At 66.5% G+C, this 18110-nt stretch carries 17 protein-coding genes; 3 read left to right on the plus strand and 14 right to left on the minus strand.

Translation table 11 applies throughout. The features are described from left to right. Window positions 1-442 precede the first annotated feature (442 nt). Complete coding sequence (locus EFK50_RS05430; protein ID WP_123226500.1) at window positions 443-655, plus strand: helix-turn-helix transcriptional regulator; 213 nt, start codon at window positions 443-445, stop codon at window positions 653-655. Between the two features lie 170 nt (window positions 656-825). Here the strand turns inward: EFK50_RS05430 and EFK50_RS05435 are convergent, their stop codons facing one another. The 9 genes from EFK50_RS05435 to nrdR form a co-directional block, all read right to left on the minus strand. Beyond that, the gene (locus EFK50_RS05435) at window positions 826-1191 is read right to left on the minus strand and encodes a hypothetical protein (RefSeq protein WP_246004054.1); all 366 of its coding nucleotides are present in this window, start codon (window positions 1189-1191) and stop codon (window positions 826-828) included. Continuing rightward, window positions 1184-2200: a hypothetical protein gene (locus tag EFK50_RS21800; protein WP_148046064.1), complete on the minus strand. Its 1017-nt coding sequence runs from the start codon at window positions 2198-2200 to the stop codon at window positions 1184-1186. The genes EFK50_RS05435 and EFK50_RS21800 overlap by 8 nt, the downstream gene beginning before the upstream one ends. Before the next feature lie 163 nt (window positions 2201-2363). Next, a complete protein-coding gene (locus tag EFK50_RS05440; protein ID WP_123226502.1) occupies window positions 2364-2687 on the minus strand; it encodes a hypothetical protein in 324 nt (107 codons plus the stop codon). Between the two features lie 343 nt (window positions 2688-3030). Beyond that, window positions 3031-4458: a YopA family protein gene (locus EFK50_RS05445; RefSeq protein WP_148046065.1), complete on the minus strand. Its 1428-nt coding sequence runs from the start codon at window positions 4456-4458 to the stop codon at window positions 3031-3033. Window positions 4459-4585: 127 nt separating this feature from the next. Continuing rightward, window positions 4586-6505, minus strand: a complete 1920-nt coding sequence (locus EFK50_RS05450; protein ID WP_123226504.1) for a ThiF family adenylyltransferase — start codon at window positions 6503-6505, stop codon at window positions 4586-4588. A gap of 8 nt (window positions 6506-6513) precedes the next feature. Continuing rightward, window positions 6514-7527: an SMODS domain-containing nucleotidyltransferase gene (locus EFK50_RS05455; RefSeq protein ID WP_123226505.1), complete on the minus strand. Its 1014-nt coding sequence runs from the start codon at window positions 7525-7527 to the stop codon at window positions 6514-6516. 14 nt (window positions 7528-7541) lie between these two features. Next, window positions 7542-8618: a CBASS cGAMP-activated phospholipase gene (locus tag EFK50_RS05460; RefSeq protein WP_123226506.1), complete on the minus strand. Its 1077-nt coding sequence runs from the start codon at window positions 8616-8618 to the stop codon at window positions 7542-7544. A gap of 388 nt (window positions 8619-9006) precedes the next feature. Further along, window positions 9007-11895: a vitamin B12-dependent ribonucleotide reductase gene (locus tag EFK50_RS05465; protein ID WP_123226507.1), complete on the minus strand. Its 2889-nt coding sequence runs from the start codon at window positions 11893-11895 to the stop codon at window positions 9007-9009. 126 nt (window positions 11896-12021) lie between these two features. Next, window positions 12022-12525, minus strand: coding sequence for a transcriptional regulator NrdR (gene nrdR / locus EFK50_RS05470; RefSeq protein ID WP_123226508.1), 504 nt, complete (start codon window positions 12523-12525; stop codon window positions 12022-12024). 387 nt (window positions 12526-12912) lie between these two features. Between nrdR and EFK50_RS05475 the strand changes: the two genes are divergently transcribed. Then, window positions 12913-13224, plus strand: a complete 312-nt coding sequence (locus tag EFK50_RS05475) for a hypothetical protein (RefSeq protein ID WP_123226509.1) — start codon at window positions 12913-12915, stop codon at window positions 13222-13224. An 11-nt stretch (window positions 13225-13235) separates the two neighbouring features. Here EFK50_RS05475 and EFK50_RS05480 read toward each other — a convergent pair whose 3' ends face one another. From EFK50_RS05480 to EFK50_RS05490, 3 genes are all read right to left on the minus strand, one after another. Then, window positions 13236-13886 carry an RES family NAD+ phosphorylase gene (locus tag EFK50_RS05480; RefSeq protein ID WP_123226510.1) on the minus strand — a complete coding sequence of 217 codons (651 nt, stop codon included), beginning with the start codon at window positions 13884-13886 and terminating at the stop codon, window positions 13236-13238. Next, window positions 13876-15315: an alpha/beta fold hydrolase gene (locus tag EFK50_RS05485; RefSeq protein ID WP_123226511.1), complete on the minus strand. Its 1440-nt coding sequence runs from the start codon at window positions 15313-15315 to the stop codon at window positions 13876-13878. Before EFK50_RS05485 ends, EFK50_RS05480 begins: the two co-directional genes overlap by 11 nt. An 85-nt stretch (window positions 15316-15400) precedes the next feature. Then, a complete protein-coding gene (locus EFK50_RS05490) occupies window positions 15401-15796 on the minus strand; it encodes a DUF3052 domain-containing protein (RefSeq protein ID WP_123226512.1) in 396 nt (131 codons plus the stop codon). Between the two features lie 36 nt (window positions 15797-15832). Between EFK50_RS05490 and EFK50_RS05495 the strand changes: the two genes are divergently transcribed. Further along, entirely contained in the window at window positions 15833-16525 is a 693-nt protein-coding gene (locus EFK50_RS05495) for a lysoplasmalogenase (protein WP_123226513.1), read from the plus strand. On the opposite strand, the gene EFK50_RS05500 is transcribed toward EFK50_RS05495, so the two are convergent. Continuing rightward, window positions 16522-17418, minus strand: coding sequence for a hypothetical protein (locus tag EFK50_RS05500; RefSeq protein WP_123226514.1), 897 nt, complete (start codon window positions 17416-17418; stop codon window positions 16522-16524). The genes EFK50_RS05495 and EFK50_RS05500 overlap by 4 nt on opposite strands. A 181-nt stretch (window positions 17419-17599) precedes the next feature. Continuing rightward, entirely contained in the window at window positions 17600-17962 is a 363-nt protein-coding gene (locus EFK50_RS05505) for a LysM peptidoglycan-binding domain-containing protein (protein WP_123226515.1), read from the minus strand. Window positions 17963-18110: the final 148 nt, after the last annotated feature.

Consider the following 18110-nt stretch of genomic DNA (forward strand, 5'->3'; position numbering starts at 1 on the left):
AAGACCAGCGGAGGTCTGCAACCTCGCCCTCGGTTCATAGAGCGAACTCGAAGAGCCGACCAGAACAAGGCCAGCAAGATCCTGCATAACTCTTCGACCACCGTCGTCGAACGCATCCAGGATCAGGTCGAGCTCACCGAGATCAAGACGCAGTCCGCGTTGGCGCGTCCACCACTCGAGCAAGACCTCGCATCCAGTTCCATCTTCACCTGAGACAAGTCGAGCCGTGTACTCATCCGTGCCGACCTCAGGACTCGCCAACTGAACAAGCGCACCAAGGTGGCGGTGTGGGACCTGGTCCTCGCCTCGCGCGAGGACGCACCACTCTGGACAGCTGCCCGCCGCGTCACCGTCCAACTCCAGACTCCTTTCACTCTCGCTAATAGGTGATGATCATAACCTATTTGTCGTGATGTGCGCCCGCCTTGCGTAGCTTTCGCGCATGCGGATCGCATTGGCCGGCACTGCCGAGGTAGCTGCGATCCTCGACGTCTCACCGCAGCAGGTCCACCGACTGGCCCAGCGCGAAGACTTCCCGGAACCTGTCGCGGAACTCCATGCAGGACGCATCTGGCTCAAGACCGACGTCGAGAACTGGGCCCGAGAGCACGCCGACCGGCGTCCCGGGCGCCCGGAGACCCCTCGACCCGATTAGTACGGTGATGCGCGCTTCGTCATCCGGCTCGAGACGTTGAGGTGCTTGCAGTTAGCGAGATCGGTCGACTGATCGCGCTATGTCCGCATTTGAAGCCGTTATTGCCTGCCGCGCCCCAGCGGCAGACTGCCGTCTGGGCGACCGTCAATGACATCGGCCTGCCGTTCAGCTCAATCCACCTGCCACCTACGGCCGTCGATCACGCGGTTCCGGCCGAGCGCCTTGGCAACTGCAAGCGCGGCGCGCGCGCCGGCAATGTCGACGCCAACGCCAACAGACCAGGTGGGATCAAACGATGGGTACTGTGCAGCACCAGGAGGCTCGCCTCCGCCTGATGCGATCACTGTGTCGGCGACGGTGAGCGCGACCGTGGCACCTAGATCAATGAACCATCTCGACAGGTGCTCGCGATCTGAATCGATTTGTCTGGACGTCCGGACCAGGCCGTCCAGGTCGTTGACCGTCGCAAAGGTGTCGAGCAGCGCGCCGACCTCGTCCCCGTCAGCAATCGCGACCCATCCTTGCCGGTCAGGCATGGTCACTTGTCCACCTGGCTCTCCACTTCGACTGATCGCGGTCAAACTCCCACACACGCCACCCGGAAAAGCCGGACAGCACCAGCCCCAAGACCATGCTGGCTTCAGGACCAACCGTTAGCGTCACATTGATCTCGTTGTCGGTTCGGTCCCGCGCAAGCCAACGAGCCCGCGCGCGGACGAATCTGGCAGCTGCAAAGGTCTCGTCCTCCGACACCGGCGCGCTTGATGGCCGAGCAGACGCAATCAGATGTATGGCGCGGGTGCAACACACGATCTGCTGCGCAAGTAGACCCGCGAGCACAACTTCAGGGTTGTGGTCAGGACTGCGGAGTCGATCGATAACCCCAACTCCGCGTGGATTCGGGCAACCGCAGCCAATCCCACTTAGGTCGCGACCCTCAAAGAAACGACGGTGGAAATCTTGCCCGACGTGGTAGCGCACTGGACGCCAGACTTGGGACCTGGTTGGAAGTGTCATTATCTGAACCTCTGCCCCGAAAAGTGTCGGCCGCAGGATGTTTCCAAGGGCGAAGCCGATCGCGTCACTACTGCTTAGCGCAATCAAGACACGGGGAACGCCAACAGGGTTGCTTAGAGGAGCTACAACGCTCTGCGTCAGCTCGAGGACCGCCTTCGGAGGGCCTTCGGACCACGAGTTGAGGTTGTCGACGACCTCCAGAGGAACCCATGATCTCGACGACCGCTTTAGCGCGGCAGAAACTTCCTGACGGTTGTCTAGTTCGCCCGGTCGGATGATCAGGCAGGCACCGACATCGAGCGATCTAGTGCGGGCCAGACCCCAAGCGATGCAGATAGCGACGAGTCCCAGCAGAAGGAGAGCAGCCAGCCACTTCACCTCGTCTGATGCCTTGCCGGGCAACAGAATCTCCTGAAGCGCATTGAGTATGCCGCCAAGGAAAGCCGCAGCCAGGAAGGCCAGGGCGAGCTCAAGCCGGCTGAACCGCGTAGCGATGTCGTGCATACGCGGACCGTCGAGGAAAGTCATACGACTACCTCTACCGTCCGACGTGCTCATGGTCTCAGCCAAGCAGACTCTTGACGTCCCGTCGCGGAGCGTCCGCGTCTAAAGTTCCGGCCAGGACTGAATTCCGTCGCACGTCGGATACATCGCCGCCTCCGCGTCCGACGTTCAGGCTGGATGTTGACTCCTAGTCGAAGAGTGTGGCGAGCGCCCCATACCCGGACGCAACCACGAGGATCATCCAAGAAAGCACTGAAGCCCGGACTCTCCAGAACCGCCGCAGGAAGGCTGGCTCTTCGCCCGCGTCGATCATCTGTTTGATGTCGCGACTCCGCCTCCACCTCTGAATCGGGTTCCGCCACCAGCTCACTTCAGTTCGTAGCTGATCTCTGGCGCCCCAGTGTTCGATCACATCCTGCTCGTCATCGCGCAGTTGAGAGAGGGCCACCATCATTTGAATGACCGCGGCGGCGAAGACCCCGAGCGAAGCGTAGATAGGAAGCATCTTCATGGGAGGAGCGTCGCATCTCCTTCCGACACGTACAGCCTTGTGCCGTAATGAGCGCGTTCCTTTCGGGCCTGGCCCGCGATGCCGTGTTTGGAATGGTGAGGGTCAAGTGAGTTGGCGCACGTCGAAGGACTTGATCACTGAGATTCACCGCCACCTCTCTGCGCCGCTGCCTCCGGCCTATGGCGGTATCAGTCGCTGTGATGGCCCACTACTGAGGAAGACGCCCAAGGGGCCGCCTCCACCGGAGACGGCCCCTTGTCACACTTACACACTAGGTTTAGCCGCGAGCGGACGCGTCCGTACCTGCCGCAGTGCAGCTGCGCCGTCAACAAGGTGCTGGGGGCTAGTGCCACGGAACGAACTGGGAGTCGCCTGATCCTCGGTACTCGAATGTCTTACCCAGGTACCGCTCGTCGTAGTTGAGCCACCACAGCATCGCAAGGTTGAACATGGTGGTGGCAGCGAACCCTGTCTCAGCCCACTCTTCAGTACTCCACCGATTGGCTTGCTTCTGCTTGGGGTGGGCGACCTTGTTGCGCAGGCGCACGACACAGTCCAGAGCATCCGGGGTCGGCAGCTTCTTGGGTTCGGTGATGTCGGACTGCACCTTGGCCAAGTTGACCAGGTGCGGCGGAGCGGACATGTCTATCCCCGCAACCCTGAGAACCGTCCTCAACTGCTCGGTCGTACTGAAGTTGTAGTTGTCGTTCCACTGGCTTGCGGTCTTGTGGTCGGGGTGACCCGACGGTAGTTCTTCGACGAGGTGCGCGTAGGAAATCAGCTGCAGCGCCGAGACCGGCAGCAGCACCTTGATGTTGACCGTGGCGTCGTGCTCGGCCGCGTAGTGGTAGCCAAGGGCGTTCTCGAAGACCTCCCACCGCAGCGTGTCTTTGCTCGTTGCAAGCCCAGCCCTGAACAGTTCGGCCATCTGCGCGGCACTGACTGCCGGATCCAAGAAGGGCGTGGCGCCGATCGGCCTGTCGACGGCCCGGTCGCACTGCCACCGAGTCCAGGTTGCCTTGCCGGCGCGGTAGCCGACGGGGAGCGCCGTTGAGATCACCCGCCCGAGCGCGAAGCCGCCCATAGTCTCGACGATCTTGAGGAGATCGAGAGCCTCGACGGCCCTGAAGGTCGTGCCGTCGTCGCGTCGGATCCGGCCGACGTGGGTGACTGTGTTCTTGCCTGTGGCCTGCATGTCCTTGCGCAGTTGGTCAGGCGCGATGTCTCCGCGAGGCTCGACTCGCAGCTGCCAGCCGTCGAGGACGATGTCGATACGACCCTGCCGCTCCTGGCCGTCGTGACAGGTGTTGAATCCGTCGCGGCCAAACCAGCCGTTGATGACGAAGAACGTGATGTAGTCCAGGTGGTCGGGATCGCCGACGTCGATACGCGCCAGGTTGTCGGCAAGGGTCCCGACGACCGCAGGCGCCTTGGGTCGTTGCGGTGCGCGGGTTGTCTTCGCTGGTGGCGGGACGGACTTCGCCGTGATGGTGAGCTGCTCCTGGTCGACCCACTTGGCTGGCTCACGGACGCCGACGGTGCCGCCCTTCTCCTTCCCGAAGTTCATCTCCCTCACGCCATGGGCGACGAGGGTCGGACGGGGTTCAAGGTCGATGCTGATCACACCTCGCCACCGGAACGCGTTGAGGTCGAAGTCTCCGCGGTAAACCGGGATGCCGGTCGCCTCCAGCGGAGGAAGCGGGTAGTGGTGCTCCAATGCCTTGGGGAAGGTGTGGGTGATGACGCTGGTCGTCCCGTCGGGCAGCGTCATGGTCCTGGTGCACCCGCAGACGGGGTCGGTCACTGACATGTGCTTATCGTTCCAATGGGTTGGGTTAGTGTCGCGCCCTGCCGCGTGCGCGCCCCGCACGCGTCCCGGGTCGTCCGTGGCCGCCTGTTCACGCGGCGCGGTAGTGATGGGAGGGCGTTACGCCTGCGTGAGGCAGGGAGATCAGGTGCGTTCCGCTTGCTCCATCTCGGAGGTGGCTCGCTACCAGGGAGATAAGGCTGCCCGCGACAGACGCTAGATCGGCGGCCGAGCCGTGGAAGGTGGGGAGGGAACAGCCCCGGGTCGGCACGAACTCGTCGCCTGGCCCTGGTTCGTCCCAGAAGACGCGATACGCCTCAAGCGCGGGCGCAGCCTCGACGTCTACACCCGTTTGCCGGTCGATCGCGGTGACCGGAGTTGAGCCAGTTCGCCCTGCTACGACCGCCAACCCCAGGCTCCCGGTCCGTACGTCGGTCGAAATCTGAGCCACGACGCACCTGCGGTCAGCCCGGGTTGCGACGGCGTCCAGACGACGGGCGACGGCGGGGTTGACGGTCGCGTCGATGATGGCGTCAACTTCGGTGGCGAGCCGTTCAAGCTCGTCGTCGGTCGGTATGTGTGCTCGCTGGATGTTGGCCTCTGGTGCGATCGCTCGAAGGCGTTCGACGAGGCGGTCTGCTTTGGCGGCACCGATGTCGGCGTCGGTGTAGTTCTGGCGAACCAGGAGACCCCCGGTGACGCGACCGTGGTCGCAGACGGTGACTTCGCGTGCGCCTGCCCGGGTGACGAACTCTGCCGCCCATGAGCCGAGCCCGCCGACTCCCCAGACGAAAATGTTCTTGCCTTCGTACTCCGAGACTGGGCGGCCGATGTCGCGTCGGGTGGTCACCTCCGGCCGTTCGTCTGATACGTAGCACCAACGCAGCGGCGTTGTACGGTCCAGCCGGGCCTGGTCGAACTCGACGACGGCGGAGCGTCGCTCTTCCGCGACAGTTCGCAGGCGATCGCAGAGCGGCGCGTCGAAGTACACGGCGATGAGGTGCCGCGGGCCACCGTGGGGGTGCGGCACAGCGATCATCAGCAGTTGTGAGGTGCCCGGAGGCTTTCGGGCCGCGCTGGCGGCGAGCACGGCGAGCATCGCGATCGAAGGGTCGTGGCCGAGTCGGAACCGGCGTTGCGCCAGCGGCTGAGGCCGAGGGAACGGGCACCGCGGTTTCCTGCACCGAGGGTTGGACTCGGTAGCGATTTCGCCCAGGTCGCGTAGCCCGGCCACGGGCGGCTGGTGAAACCTCCACGGCAGGGCCGGGTAGCCAAGCCCGATGCGTTGGGTGAGCTCGGGCAGGTAGGCGGTACCGGCGCCGAAGGGTAGGTCGTGGTCAGGGAAGAACACGGGTACGTGTTCGTATGCGGGTTCGGCGTCCTCCCCCTCTAGCTCGCCACGTCTATCCGTTGGGCGGTCTGCTCGCAGCTCGAAGCACCACGGCGACCGGGCGACCAGCCAGGCGCTGGCGATACTTCCGCGAGGTTGTGGGAGGTCGCGGACGACGATGGGAGCGAGCTGGTTGGCGTCGCGGGTCAGGTGGGGAACTCCCCCGACGGCGTGAAAGAGCGCTTCCTTGCCGTCGAACTCGCGGTTAGCTGCTTTCGTGAGGAATCGCCACAGCCGGTTGAGGACGCCTTCGGGGCCGTCGAGGCAGTGGCCGGGCTCCCACTCGCGGCTCTCGTCGAGGTAGAGGCAGAAGACCAGGCCGGAAAGGACATGGGCGTGGCCGAGGAACCGGATGTGATCGACGAAGACCGCCGGGGGGCGTTCGTCGGTTTCCTCTACGGCGAGGGTGAACTCTTCAGCTTCACCGAGCGGCAGGCCTCCTGGGATGACGGGGATCTCGCTGGTGTCGAGCCAGAAGCGGACCTGCAGGGAGCCGGTGTCGGCGTCCTGATGCGGTTGGCCCACGACGCGGAGGATGCCGCCGGACTGGGCGGCGGATGCCTTGAGCTGTTCGAGGCATTTGGCCTGCCATGGCGTGGGTGAGAGGCGACGCCGGGTCATCGTGGCGGTTACCCGGCCCGACCGCTGCGGGTGGACGTGAGCTCGGTTCCAGCTGCTCCTGCCCCGGCGCCGGTGGCCGGGAACTTGCTGCTGTTGGACCCGGCGTCGCTCGGCCCAAAGGAGTCGCCGAACAGCTCGCGCCACTTCTCGGTGCTGTCGGACCACGACGTGTTGGTGTTGATGGCGGCGTCGACCAGGTCCGCCACGGTCTGGATGTCGCGGCGGAAGTCGTCGTACTCGGACTGGAGCCACCGACGGGTGAAGGAGGTCGACGAGTTGGGTGAGGGGTCGTCGACCTCAGGGCGGATCGACTGGTAGCGCACCCAGTCGGCGAGGTCGGTGGCGATCCGGTGCAGGGCGCGGGAGACGTTGTCGTAGCAGCCCGGGTGGATGCGTGCCGTCTCGTCGGTGATCAGGTTGCCGACGATGGTGGTCAGGATGACTGACTTGGTTTCGCTGTAGTAGCCGCGGTGGTCGCGGACGTACTTCAGCAGCCGCAGGACGAGCTTCATGTTGCCCTTGGCGATCGCGTTCTTGTCCTTGACCCACTGGGTGAAGCCGTCGGGGTCGGTCTCCTCCCAGCCGTTGGTGTCGGTGTTGAGGATGCACTGGCCCTCGGGGTCGCGGTTGACGTAGGGGACGACGTCGACGTGCATGTCGTTGGCGTAGGTGACTCGAACACACCGGTTCTTCGCTTCGGCGGGAGTGTTGATGGACTGGGCCTCGACGTAGGCCTCCAGCGCGGCCAGGACGGGGGCCTGGTAGTCCGCGGGGCTCCAGCCGTCGTGCTCCTCGAGCTCGAGCATGAAGTCGGCGTCGAACTCCGCGTCTTCGGCGGGGTTGATGATGGTGCGCTGCGCCCAGGAACCCTGCTTCTTCATGCCGAGGACTCGGGTGCCGAGGTCGGCCGCCTTGAGCGCAGTGAAGATGCGTTCGACGCGGGCGTCGAGGTGGTCGAGCTTGGACTGGGGAAGGTTGACGACGTCCTTGAGGAAGTCGTTGAAGTGGCTGGTCTGCTCCATTGCGAGACCACCTCCTACTGGTTGGGGTTCGGGGGTACGGCCGCCCGGTTGGCAGGTTCGTACGCGGGAGCGTGGTGGGCGGTGAACTTCTCGCGGACCTCAGGGGTGAGGTTGCGGCTGACGCTGCTGGCGAAGGATGCGACCTTGTTCGGGTCGATGCGGTCCAGGGCGAATAGCTTTGATGGGACGTTCGCGTCGAGGCGGACGAAGTTGTCGAAGCCGATGAGGTGGTGTGCGAGGCCGACGGTGCTTGCGCTGCCCGCGCTGAGCACCAGAGGTACAGCCTTCAGGCCCCATCGGGCGATGCCTGCGGTGTTGAGCTTGTCGTTGTGGTTGACGAAAGGCGTCATCGTGCCGATGTTCAGCACGCGGATCTTGTCCTGAGGAACTCCGAGCATGCTGGCGGCTTCGGCGATGGCGAGGACTGATGGGTTGTTCGCGAAGACTCCCCCGTCGACGAGCTGGCAGCCGTCGACGTTCGCCGCTGCGAAGTAGGTCGGGGCGGCCGAGGTCGCCAAGGCGACGTCGACCATGGGGATACGGCCGTCCCGGGTCAGCCGCGGGCTGTGGGGTGTCTTGAAGAGGTGAACTTCGCCGCTGCGGAGGTCCCAGGACGGGATGAGGAGCCGCTTCGAGGATTCGGCGAGCACCCGGTCGCCCAGGACGGACTCGAGTGCCGTCCGGAGCGAGGAGGAGGAGTAGGCGGGGTTCGAGATGCGGCTCGGTCGTAGGACGAACTGCCTGCGGCGTGGGAAGACCTGGTTGACGAGTTGGAGGTACTGCTCGGCGATCTCTGCGGGCCTGAGGCCGGCTCCGAGCCCCAGGGCGACAATGCCGCCGGCGGAGGTGCCTGCGATGAGGTCGAAGTGGTCGGTGATCGTCACGCCGAGGTCTTCCTCGATGCGAGCGAGCACGTGGGCGGTGAAGAGGGCCTTCGCGCCGCCACCGTCGAGAGCGAGAATCTGGAAGACCTCGCCGTCGAAGGGCTCGGGCGTCGGACCAGCCGAGGAGTAGGTCGAAGCCATCACTGCTCCTTGAGGTCGGTCGACGGGAGGGTCATCAAGGTACGAACAGGCTCCGACAGTTCCCATGCGTGGCGGTGGGCCTGATGCCGTTCGAGTCGCGGGCTGCCGAAAGCTCCGCAAGGGCTGAGAAGCGAAGGGGCCCGCGTACCCCTGGTCGGGTGCGCGGGCCTGTTGTTCGAGTTCGGGCTCGAGTGTCGATGCGACTCCGAAGTGCACTCGTGTGCCGGGTAGGCCGTGGCCCGGGTCGGCTGGTGCGTGCAGTTCTCGTTGTTCATCGTCTTGCTCCGTCTCGGGTGGACTGGTCGACCGTTCTTGCTTCGACCCGCCCCGGGTGTGGTGTCCCCTCACCGAGAGGGGTGAGGGGACACCACACCGTGGTTACTTCTGTCCTGCTCTTACTTCGACTGTCCTCTTGTTACTGCGCGGTCAGGGGATACGAAACCGATGGTTATCGTCAGCTGCAGCCCGAGGTCGAGCCACACCCCTCGCACACGTAGCAGCTACCAGCAGGCCGCATCTTCGTCCCGCACGTCATGCAGAGCGGGCTGTCCACGGCGGTACCCGTGATCTTCTCCAGCAGCTCAGCACTCGTGTGCGCCTCGGCCGGCGCGGGGCGCTCGAGGTTGATCACCGGGTCGGCCTTGACCTGGGCGGCCAGGGTCGGCAGCTCGCTGGTCTCGACGACCTCGACCTCGTGCGAGATCAGCTCCTCGGCGGAGCCGGTCTCCTCGATCGGCTCGTACGACCCCGTCTCCAGGTGACGCTGACGCTCGTCGGCGGAGAAGATGCCGAGCTCGGAGCGCTCGTCGAAGGACAGGTAGTCCAGGGCCAGGCGGCGGAAGACGTAGTCCATCAGGGACTGGGCCATCCGGACGTCCGGGTCATCCGTCATGCCGGAGGGCTCGAACCGCAGGTTGGTGAACTTGGAGACGTAGGTCTCCAGCGGGACGCCGTACTGCAGGCCGATCGACACGGCGATCGAGAAGGCGTCCATCACGCCGGCCAGGGTCGAGCCCTGCTTGCCGAGCTTGAGGAAGACCTCGCCGAGCTCGCCGTCGTCGTGGGCGCCGGAGGTCATGTAGCCCTCGGCACCGCCGACCGTGAAGCTCGTCGTCCGGGAGACGCGGCTCTTCGGGAGGCGCTTGCGGAACGGCTTGTGGATCTCGACGACCTGCACGGCCTCGGCCGGGGCCGAGCCGTCCTGGAGCGCCTGGTCGGCCTTCGCCGAGTCCGACTTGCCGTCGGACAGCGGCTGACCGACCTTGCAGTTGTCGCGGTAGACGGCCGTCGCCTTGAGGCCCAGCTTCCACGACTGCAGGTAGATGTCCTCGATCTCCTCGACCGTGGCGCTCTCCGGCAGGTTGACCGTCTTGGAGATCGCGCCGGACAGGAACGGCTGGCAGGCCGCCATCATCCGGACGTGGCCCATCGGCTTCAGCGCCCGGGCGCCCATCGCGGTGTCGAAGATCTCGTAGTGCTCGAGCTTCAGGCCCGGCGCGTCGATGACGTGACCGTTTTCGGCGATGAAGTCGACGATCGCCTCGACCTGCTCCTCCTGGTAACCCAGCTTGCGCAGCGCCCGCGGGATCGTCTGGTTCACGATCTGCATCGAGCCGCCGCCGACGAGCTTCTTGAACTTGACCAGCGAGAAGTCCGGCTCGATGCCGGTGGTGTCGCAGTCCATCATGAAGCCGATGGTGCCGGTCGGCGCGAGCACGCTCGCCTGCGCGTTGCGGAAGCCGTTCTTCTCACCGATCTTCAGCACGTCCGCCCAGGCCTTGGTGGCCAGCTTGTGGACCTGGCTGTCCGAGACGCCCAGCGTCCGGACGATGTCGTTCGCGGCCTGGTGCTTGCGCATGACCCGCTTGTGGGCCTCCGCGTTGCGGGCGTAGCCGGCGTACGGGCCGACGACGCCGGCCAGCTCGGCGGAGCGCTTGTACGAGACACCGGTCATCAGCGAGGTGATGGTGCCGGCCATTGCGCGGCCACCCTCGGAGTCGTACCCGAGGCCCATCGCCATCAGCAGGGCGCCGAGGTTGGCGTACCCGATGCCGAGCTGGCGGTAGTCCCGGGTGGTCTTGCCGATCGGCTCGGTCGGGAAGTCGGCGAAGCAGATCGAGATGTCCATCGCGGTGATGATCAGCTCGACGGCCTTCGCGAACAGCGGCGCGTCGAAGGTGTCGTCGTCCTTGAGGAACTTCAGCAGGTTCAGCGACGCCAGGTTGCACGAGGAGTTGTCCAGCGACATGTACTCCGAGCACGGGTTCGACGCGGTGATCCGGCCCGTCTCCGGGTTGGTGTGCCAGTCGTTGATCGTGTCGTCGTACTGCAGGCCCGGGTCGGCGCAGGCCCAGGCGGCCTGGCTGATCTTGGTGAACAGCTCCCGCGCGTCGACGGTCTCGATGACCTCGCCGGTGCTGCGCGAGCGCAGGCCGAACTCGGTGCCGTCCTCGACCGCGCGCATGAACTCGTCGTTGACGCGGACCGAGTTGTTGGCGTTCTGGTACTGCACGGAGGTGATGTCGGCGCCGCCGAGGTCCATGTCGAACCCGGCGTCACGCAGGGCCCGGATCTTGTCCTCCTCCTTGGCCTTGGTCATCACGAACTCTTCGATGTCCGGGTGGTCGACGTCGAGGACGACCATCTTGGCCGCACGACGCGTCGCGCCACCGGACTTGATGGTGCCCGCGGACGCGTCCGCACCGCGCATGAAGGAGACCGGGCCCGACGCCGTGCCACCGGAGCTCAGCAGCTCCTTGGAGGAACGGATCCGCGACAGGTTCAGGCCGGCACCGGAGCCGCCCTTGAAGATGAAGCCCTCTTCCTTGTACCAGTTCAGGATCGAGTCCATCGAGTCGTCGACGGCGAGGATGAAGCACGCGGACACCTGCTGGGGAGAGGCGGTGCCGACGTTGAACCAGACCGGGGAGTTGAACGAGAAGTACTGGTGCACCAGCAGCCAGGTCAGCTCGTGCTCGAACATCTCCGCGTCCTTCACGGTCGCGAAGTAGCCGTTCTCCTGACCGGCCTTCGTGTAGGTCAGGACGATCCGGTCGATGAGCTGACGCAGGCTCCACTCGCGGACGTCGGTGCCGAGCGCGCCACGGAAGTACTTCGTGGTCACGATCGTGGAGGCGTTGACGCTCCAGAAGTCGGGGTACTCGACGCCGCGCTGCTCGAAGACGGTCTCGCCGGTCTTCCAGTTGGTCTGGACGACGTCACGACGCTCCCAGTTGAGCTCGTCGTACGGGTGCACGCCCTCGGAGCTGAAGACTCGCTCGATCTTCAGCCCCTTGGCCCGCCGTGCCTGGGTCTTGCTGGACCCGCTCACCGTCTCGGTCATGCGTCGTTCCCCTTTGTGTCGATCACTGGCTTGATCCCTGGATGTACGTGGTGCTGGTGGTGCTGGTGGTGCCTGAGTTGGCCGCCCGGCGCACCGCTTCCCCACGGTGCACCGGGCAGATCTGGGTCAGCCCGTGGGCTGAGGTTCCGGCGTCGGCTCGATGAGCTCGACGTCCGGCGGGGTCGCGCGCTCGGCGCGGAGCATCGCGATCTCGGTCTCGAAGTCGTCGGCCGACTCGAATCCGCGGTAGACGCTGGCGAAGCGGAGGTAGGCCACCTCGTCGAGCTCGCGCAGCGGGTTGAGGATCGCCAGCCCGATCTCGTGGGCCGGCACCTCCGCCCAGCCGCCGGCGCGCAGGGTGTCCTCGACGGTCTGGCCCAGCCGGGCCAGGTCGTCCTCGGAGACCGGGCGACCCTTGAGCGCCTTCCGGGCCCCGGCGATGGCCTTGTCGCGGGCGAACGGCTCGCTGGTGCCGCTGCGCTTCAGGACGGTGAGCTGCATCTGCTCGACCGTGGTGAAGCGCTTCTCGCAGGACGGGCAGGTACGACGGCGCCGGATCGCCGACCCGTCCTCGGCCACCCGCGAGTCGAGGACCCGGGTGTCGGTACTGCGGCAGAACGGGCAGTGCACGACGGGTCTCCTCTCCGCTTGGTGGCCGGCTCGGTCATCGAGCCTGTCGAGATGTAAAACATGTGGATCCGGCTGTGGATTCCTCGGGTAAAACCCCACTTTGCTGTGGGTAACCGGGTCATCCTGTGGAACTAGATGTGGATAACTACATCCGTGTAAGTACTAGATGTAGGGGTAAACTTACGCCCGGGCCGTGACCTATGCAACACCGGGGGGTGAAAAGTTCTGGCGGCCTGATCGCGATGCGCAAACGTGCAGGTCAGGGCGTTGAGAGGAGTCTGATCACCGGCGTGTCGACCACTCTTCCAGCGACCACCGACACTTCGCGGGGACCCGCTCCGGCGGTGCTCCCCGGTCGGATTGGGCCTTTCGGCCACAATGTCCCGCGTGGGCAAGCACTCGGGCGATCCGGTCGAGGAGGAACAGCTGCCGCCGGACCGGCGACGGCTGCTGAAACTTGCCGCCGGGATCACCGCGACCATCGTCGCGTGGGGGTTCCTGGTCGCCGAAGCGATCGACTTCGGGTCCCAGGGACGGTCCGGTCAGGGCGAGGCGTGGGTGTTCGCGTTCTTCGCGACGCTCGGCGCGACCGCCTGCATGTTCGTGACGCTGATCCTGGTCAACAAGGTGCTCGCCACGTTGCGCGGCGAGGTACGGGTCAAGACGGTCTCCGTGCCCGGGCGGCGGGCCGCTCGCTAGAACCCCGCGCGCTACTCCAGCGTGGCCCTGAGGATCTCCAACGCCGCGACCGGGCCGCCCTCGATCGGCTCGGGACGGCCGAGCGGCTCCAGTACCTGGTCGCCGAGACGGTCCCCCCAGAGGACGAAGGAGACGCCGGCGGCGGAGTCGCTGAGCACGGCCGACTCGTACGCAATGCCCGAGATCCCCGGTTCGGTGACCTGCCGGAAGTAGTTCCCCCACGCACGGGTGCTCGGACGGTCCCGGTCGACGTTGATCGTCGCGGGCGCGTTCGCTCGTGCACGGTCCGCCTCGGAGAGCAGCGAGAGCAGCGCCACCGGCTGGGTCACCCGGAACCGCTGGATCGCGCGGGTGCTGATCTCGGTACGCGCGATCACCCGGGCTCCGGACGGCGACTCCGCGGCCAGCGACCTCAGCGTGCCCACGATCGCCGCGGTGCGGTCCAGAGCGCCGTACAGGTACGGGTAGCGGTCACCTGGTGTCGGGTCGAACCGGCCGCCGGAGGCGATCGGCGCGACGTCGTAGTTCCAGTCGAGAGGACCGCGATCGCTGCGGGACACGAACACCCGGTAGAGCGTCGCGCCCGGCTCGATGACGTGGAGGCCCGGGTCGACCAGCGGCCGCTCGTACGCCGGCGGCGGGGGCAGGCGGTCAGTCGCCATGGCCGGCCAGCCCGCTCAACTGCGTGCGGAGGAAGACGGCGTCCTCGAGGCGCTTGGTGATGAAGTGGATGCTCCACGCCGGGTCCTGCGCGAGCTCGTCCTCGAGCGCCGGCCAGATCCACTTGAAGCTCTCCTGCGGCGACAGGCCCCCACGTCCCGCGCCGAGCAGCGGGAAGCAGACCGAACGAGGGAAGTGGTCCAACTCCTCGGCGTCCTGCCGTGCCTGCTTCATCGTCGCCCGTACGGCGGCGCTCACCGCGTGCGGGTTGACGGCGTAGTCGTCGGTCTCCAGCACCGGCTCGGCGATCGCCGCGTGGTAGATCCGGACGGCGGTCGCGGGCTGCAGAGATCCCGCCGACGTCGGAGCGACCGTGCCGGGCAGCACGGTGAGACCGAGCCGGTGGTGCTCGGTCACCCACGCCGTGATCTCGTCGTGGATCGTGTCGGTGACGATCTCGCCGGACGGGCTCGTCGCCGCGCCGGCCCGCCGCAGCCGTCCGGACAACGACGGCTTGAAGAACTGGGACATCGCCAGGTAGGTGTTGCTGGACAGCACGATCGCGCCGAGACCGGCGAGCCGCTCGGGCGGGCCCGAGTGCACGTGGAAGTCGACCGTCCCGCCGCCGATCGCGATCTGCACCGGAGGATCGGTGTGCAGCCGGTCCTGGAAGTGCTGCTCGGTGGAGGTCGCGAGGTTGGTGAACCCGACGACGGGAGGCTCCGGGATCGGCGCCTTGCTCGCTTCGATCAACCGCGTCTTGAGTGCCACGAAGGAGTCGTCGCTCGCGGACGTCGGCCGGATGATCGTCTTGTGGTCACCGGGGAGCGTGGTCGTCTGGGGCCACATCCCCTTGGCCGAGACCGCTCGCACGATGTTGTCCTCCATCGCGACGTGAGCCCGTACGTCGATGGGGCAGGTCGACGGGGTCAGATCGGTCGCCATCAGCACCCCGCGCATGATCCGCGCCTGGGCGGCCGCAACCGTGTCGGTGAGCGGTCTCAGATCCCGCTCCTGCGCGTGGGCCGGGAAGAACCCGCCCTTGCGCAGGGTCAGGAACGCCTCGGACCCGTTGTTCGGCGTCGCGAACATGAGGAAGGCGCGGACGCGCGCGAGCTCCTCGGCCCGTCCTTCGTCGAGCAGCCGCGCGAGGTAGCGCTGGATGATCAGCCCACCCTGGCTGTGGCCGACCAGGATCACCCGGGTGGCATCGAGGGACAGGAGCTTGTTGTCCAACCACTCAGCCAGATCGTTGAAATCGGGGATCCGGCGCGTCGGGTTCAGGCGGAACTTCGGGGACGGGTAGTCGACCGCCAGGCAGTCGACGATGTCCGCCAGTTCGGGATCGCTCCGCACCAGGTCGATCATCGGGGCCCACGCACGCGCCGACGAGAAGATCCCGTGCACGAACACGACGGATGCTTCAGGCATTCAATCCTCCACGGGTGACTCCCGGACGGATCCTAGTGGCTGGCCCGCGGCGCGGGACTAGACCTGGACAGGTCGTCGGCGCTGGTCAGACCCGGTCGGCCAGGCGCCGTACGAACTTGAGACCCGACCAGATCTCGTCGATCGCGCAGACCTTCACGTCCACCACTCCGGCCGCGAGGCCGAGCTCGCGGACCTGGTTCTCGTCGAGGTCAGAGGGGACGCCGAGCTTGGCCGCGGACTTCTTCGGCCAGCAGACCCAGATCATCCCGGCCTGCTCGGTGTGCTCGATCAGGGTCGGCAGCCGCTTCGCCAGGGTGCTCGGCGCGGTGTGGAAGGTCAGCGTGATCGCGGCCAGCTTCGGCAGCCGGGTCGTGGTCGGCGCGGCCAGTGCGAACCCGTCCGGCGCGCGATCGAGGTAGACCGTCTGGGCGTCCTTGACGCCGAGCTTGGTCTCCAGCGGGGTGCCTGAGTAGCCGGCCATGAACCGGACGCTACCGAAGGGACTAGATTTCGGCTCGTGCCCTCACTCTCCACCTCCCTGAAGCTCAAGCTCGCGTACGTCGGGATCGCCGCCGTCGACACCTGGCTGTCGGGCTCCGCGAACCCGCGGGCCCACCAGGCCCGGGTCCTGACCAAGCCGCTGCTGATGCCCACCCTCGCCGCTTCCCTGATCACCAGCCCGCGGGCCGCGAACTCGCCGCTGCGCACGTCCACCCTGGTCGCGCAGACGGGAGGCTGGGGCGGCGACCTCGCACTGATGGGCGACGGGCCGTCGAGCTTCCTCGCCGGGAGCGGGTCGTTCGCCGTCGGCCACGCCGCCTACATCAGCGGGTTCCTGGCCAACCGCAGCAAGGAGCGCCGACCGGGCCCGAAGGCGATCGCCGCGCTCTGGGCCGCCACCTCCCCCGGGATGGCGTTCCAGGCGTCCCGGCTCGACCGGCGCCTCGGCCCCGCGATCGCCGGCTACTCGGCGACGCTCGCGTCGACCGTCGCCGCGGCCACCCAGCTCGACCCCGCCCTCCCCCGCTCCGCGCGACGTCTGACCCTGGCGGGAGCGGGACTGTTCATGCTCTCGGACTCGATCCTGGGCACCCGGAAGTTCCTGCTGAAGAACCCGCCGCCGCGGATGGAGTCCGCGGTGATGGCGACGTACACGGCCGCGCAGTTCCTGCTGAGCGAGGGCGCGGCGCGAGCCGGGAGCCCGGCCTAGAGGATCCCGAACGCGTCCCGGAACTGGTCCCGCGTCACGGTGCTGAGCTGCTCGGCCGGCAACACCAGGGTCCTCAGGTTGGGCAGGAACTCGGCAGCGAGCTCGACAGCGAGCTCCTGAGCCTGAGCCGGCTGCTCCGGTTCTGACATGCCGTAGGCGATCACCAGGCACGGTACGGCGTTCGGCCCGAGCCTCTTGACCACTGCGGCCTGGTGGAGGACGGCCCGGCGGATCGTCGTCCGGTAGGACTTCAGGTGCCGGAGGTACTTCACGTCGATGACGTACTGGAAGCCAGAGCCTTCGGGCCGAGCCAGGACGTCGACGATGTAGTTCTTCTCGAGCCCCTGCACCTCGACGCCGAGCTCGACGCGGTGGGAGTCCCCCAGCGCATCCCGCGCCAACCCCAGCACGTCGAGCTCCGCCTGCAAGGCCCGAGAAGCCGGCTCCGCCCCCGAGGCACCACCGACGGACTCCGGGGAGGCGTCGTCCTGAGCCTGGGCAAGCGCCTCCGCCTCGGCAGCGATCCGGCGCTCCGGCTCGGTGAGCTTGCGGAGCTCCACCTCCTGCAGCTCGGCCGCCACCTTGTCGGCCTTGTCCTCGCTCTCCTGCCGCGGGATCCATCCCCGCAACCCGAGGTAGGCCACGATCAGTCCCACCGCAATGCCGACGACCAGGAACCACGGCAGCGCGTTGGTCGCGAACTCGAGGAAGCCCTGCTTGTCGCGGATCGTCCGCTGGGCCGACGGCGTCAACCCGGCCAGCTCCTTGCGGGAGACCATCAAGCCGTCCTGCAACCGCAGGAAGAGACCACCGGCGGACAGAGTCGCCGCAACGATCCCCACACCGAGGGTGGTGAGGTACTTGCTCAGGTGGCTCGCATCAGGTGACAACATCGGCCCGATTTCGTAGGGGACGGACTGCGCCGCGACGCTATCGGTCGGTGCATCTCTTGAAAAGGGGCGTCACCCGGCGCCCGGACATGCCGAAGGGCGGGACCACGGAGATCCCGCCCTTCGTTTCACACAGCCGACGACCCGGGTCGAGGGGGTCTTCGGACGTTGGGGTGCCCGGCGATCAGCCCTGCGGGATCGCGAGCTTCTGGCCGGCGACCAGGCCGCCACCGGGCAGCGAGTTGAGCTGCTGGATGCGGTGCACCATCTCGCGGACCTTGCCCGGCTCGGCGAGGTCGCCGGCGATGCCGTAGAGGGTGTCACCGGGCTGGACCTCGATCACGCGGACCGGCTCCGGCGTACCGGAGTCGAGGGTCGCGGTGGCCAGGCCGCCGAGGCTCACCATCACGACGAGCGCGATGGCGAGGAAGGCGAACAGGAAGACGATGCGTCCGCGCTGCGTGAGCCGGACGGTCGCGTTGCGGGTCAGGCGCGGCGTACGCGCGGTGCCCGCAACGAAAGCTGGGGAGATGCTGAGTGTGCTCATGGTGGTCAACCTCCTGGGGAAGATCGGTTCTGTGACCCCTACGTCGTGTGCGGTCTGTCTATCCAGGACCCCCGACACATCCGGCCGGTTCCTCGATCAGACGTTCGATCGAACACATGTACGAAGTTAGATCACCTGTTCGAACATG

The sequence above is a fragment of the Nocardioides marmoriginsengisoli genome (assembly GCF_003725695.1).
GTDB lineage: Bacteria > Actinomycetota > Actinomycetes > Propionibacteriales > Nocardioidaceae > Marmoricola > Marmoricola marmoriginsengisoli.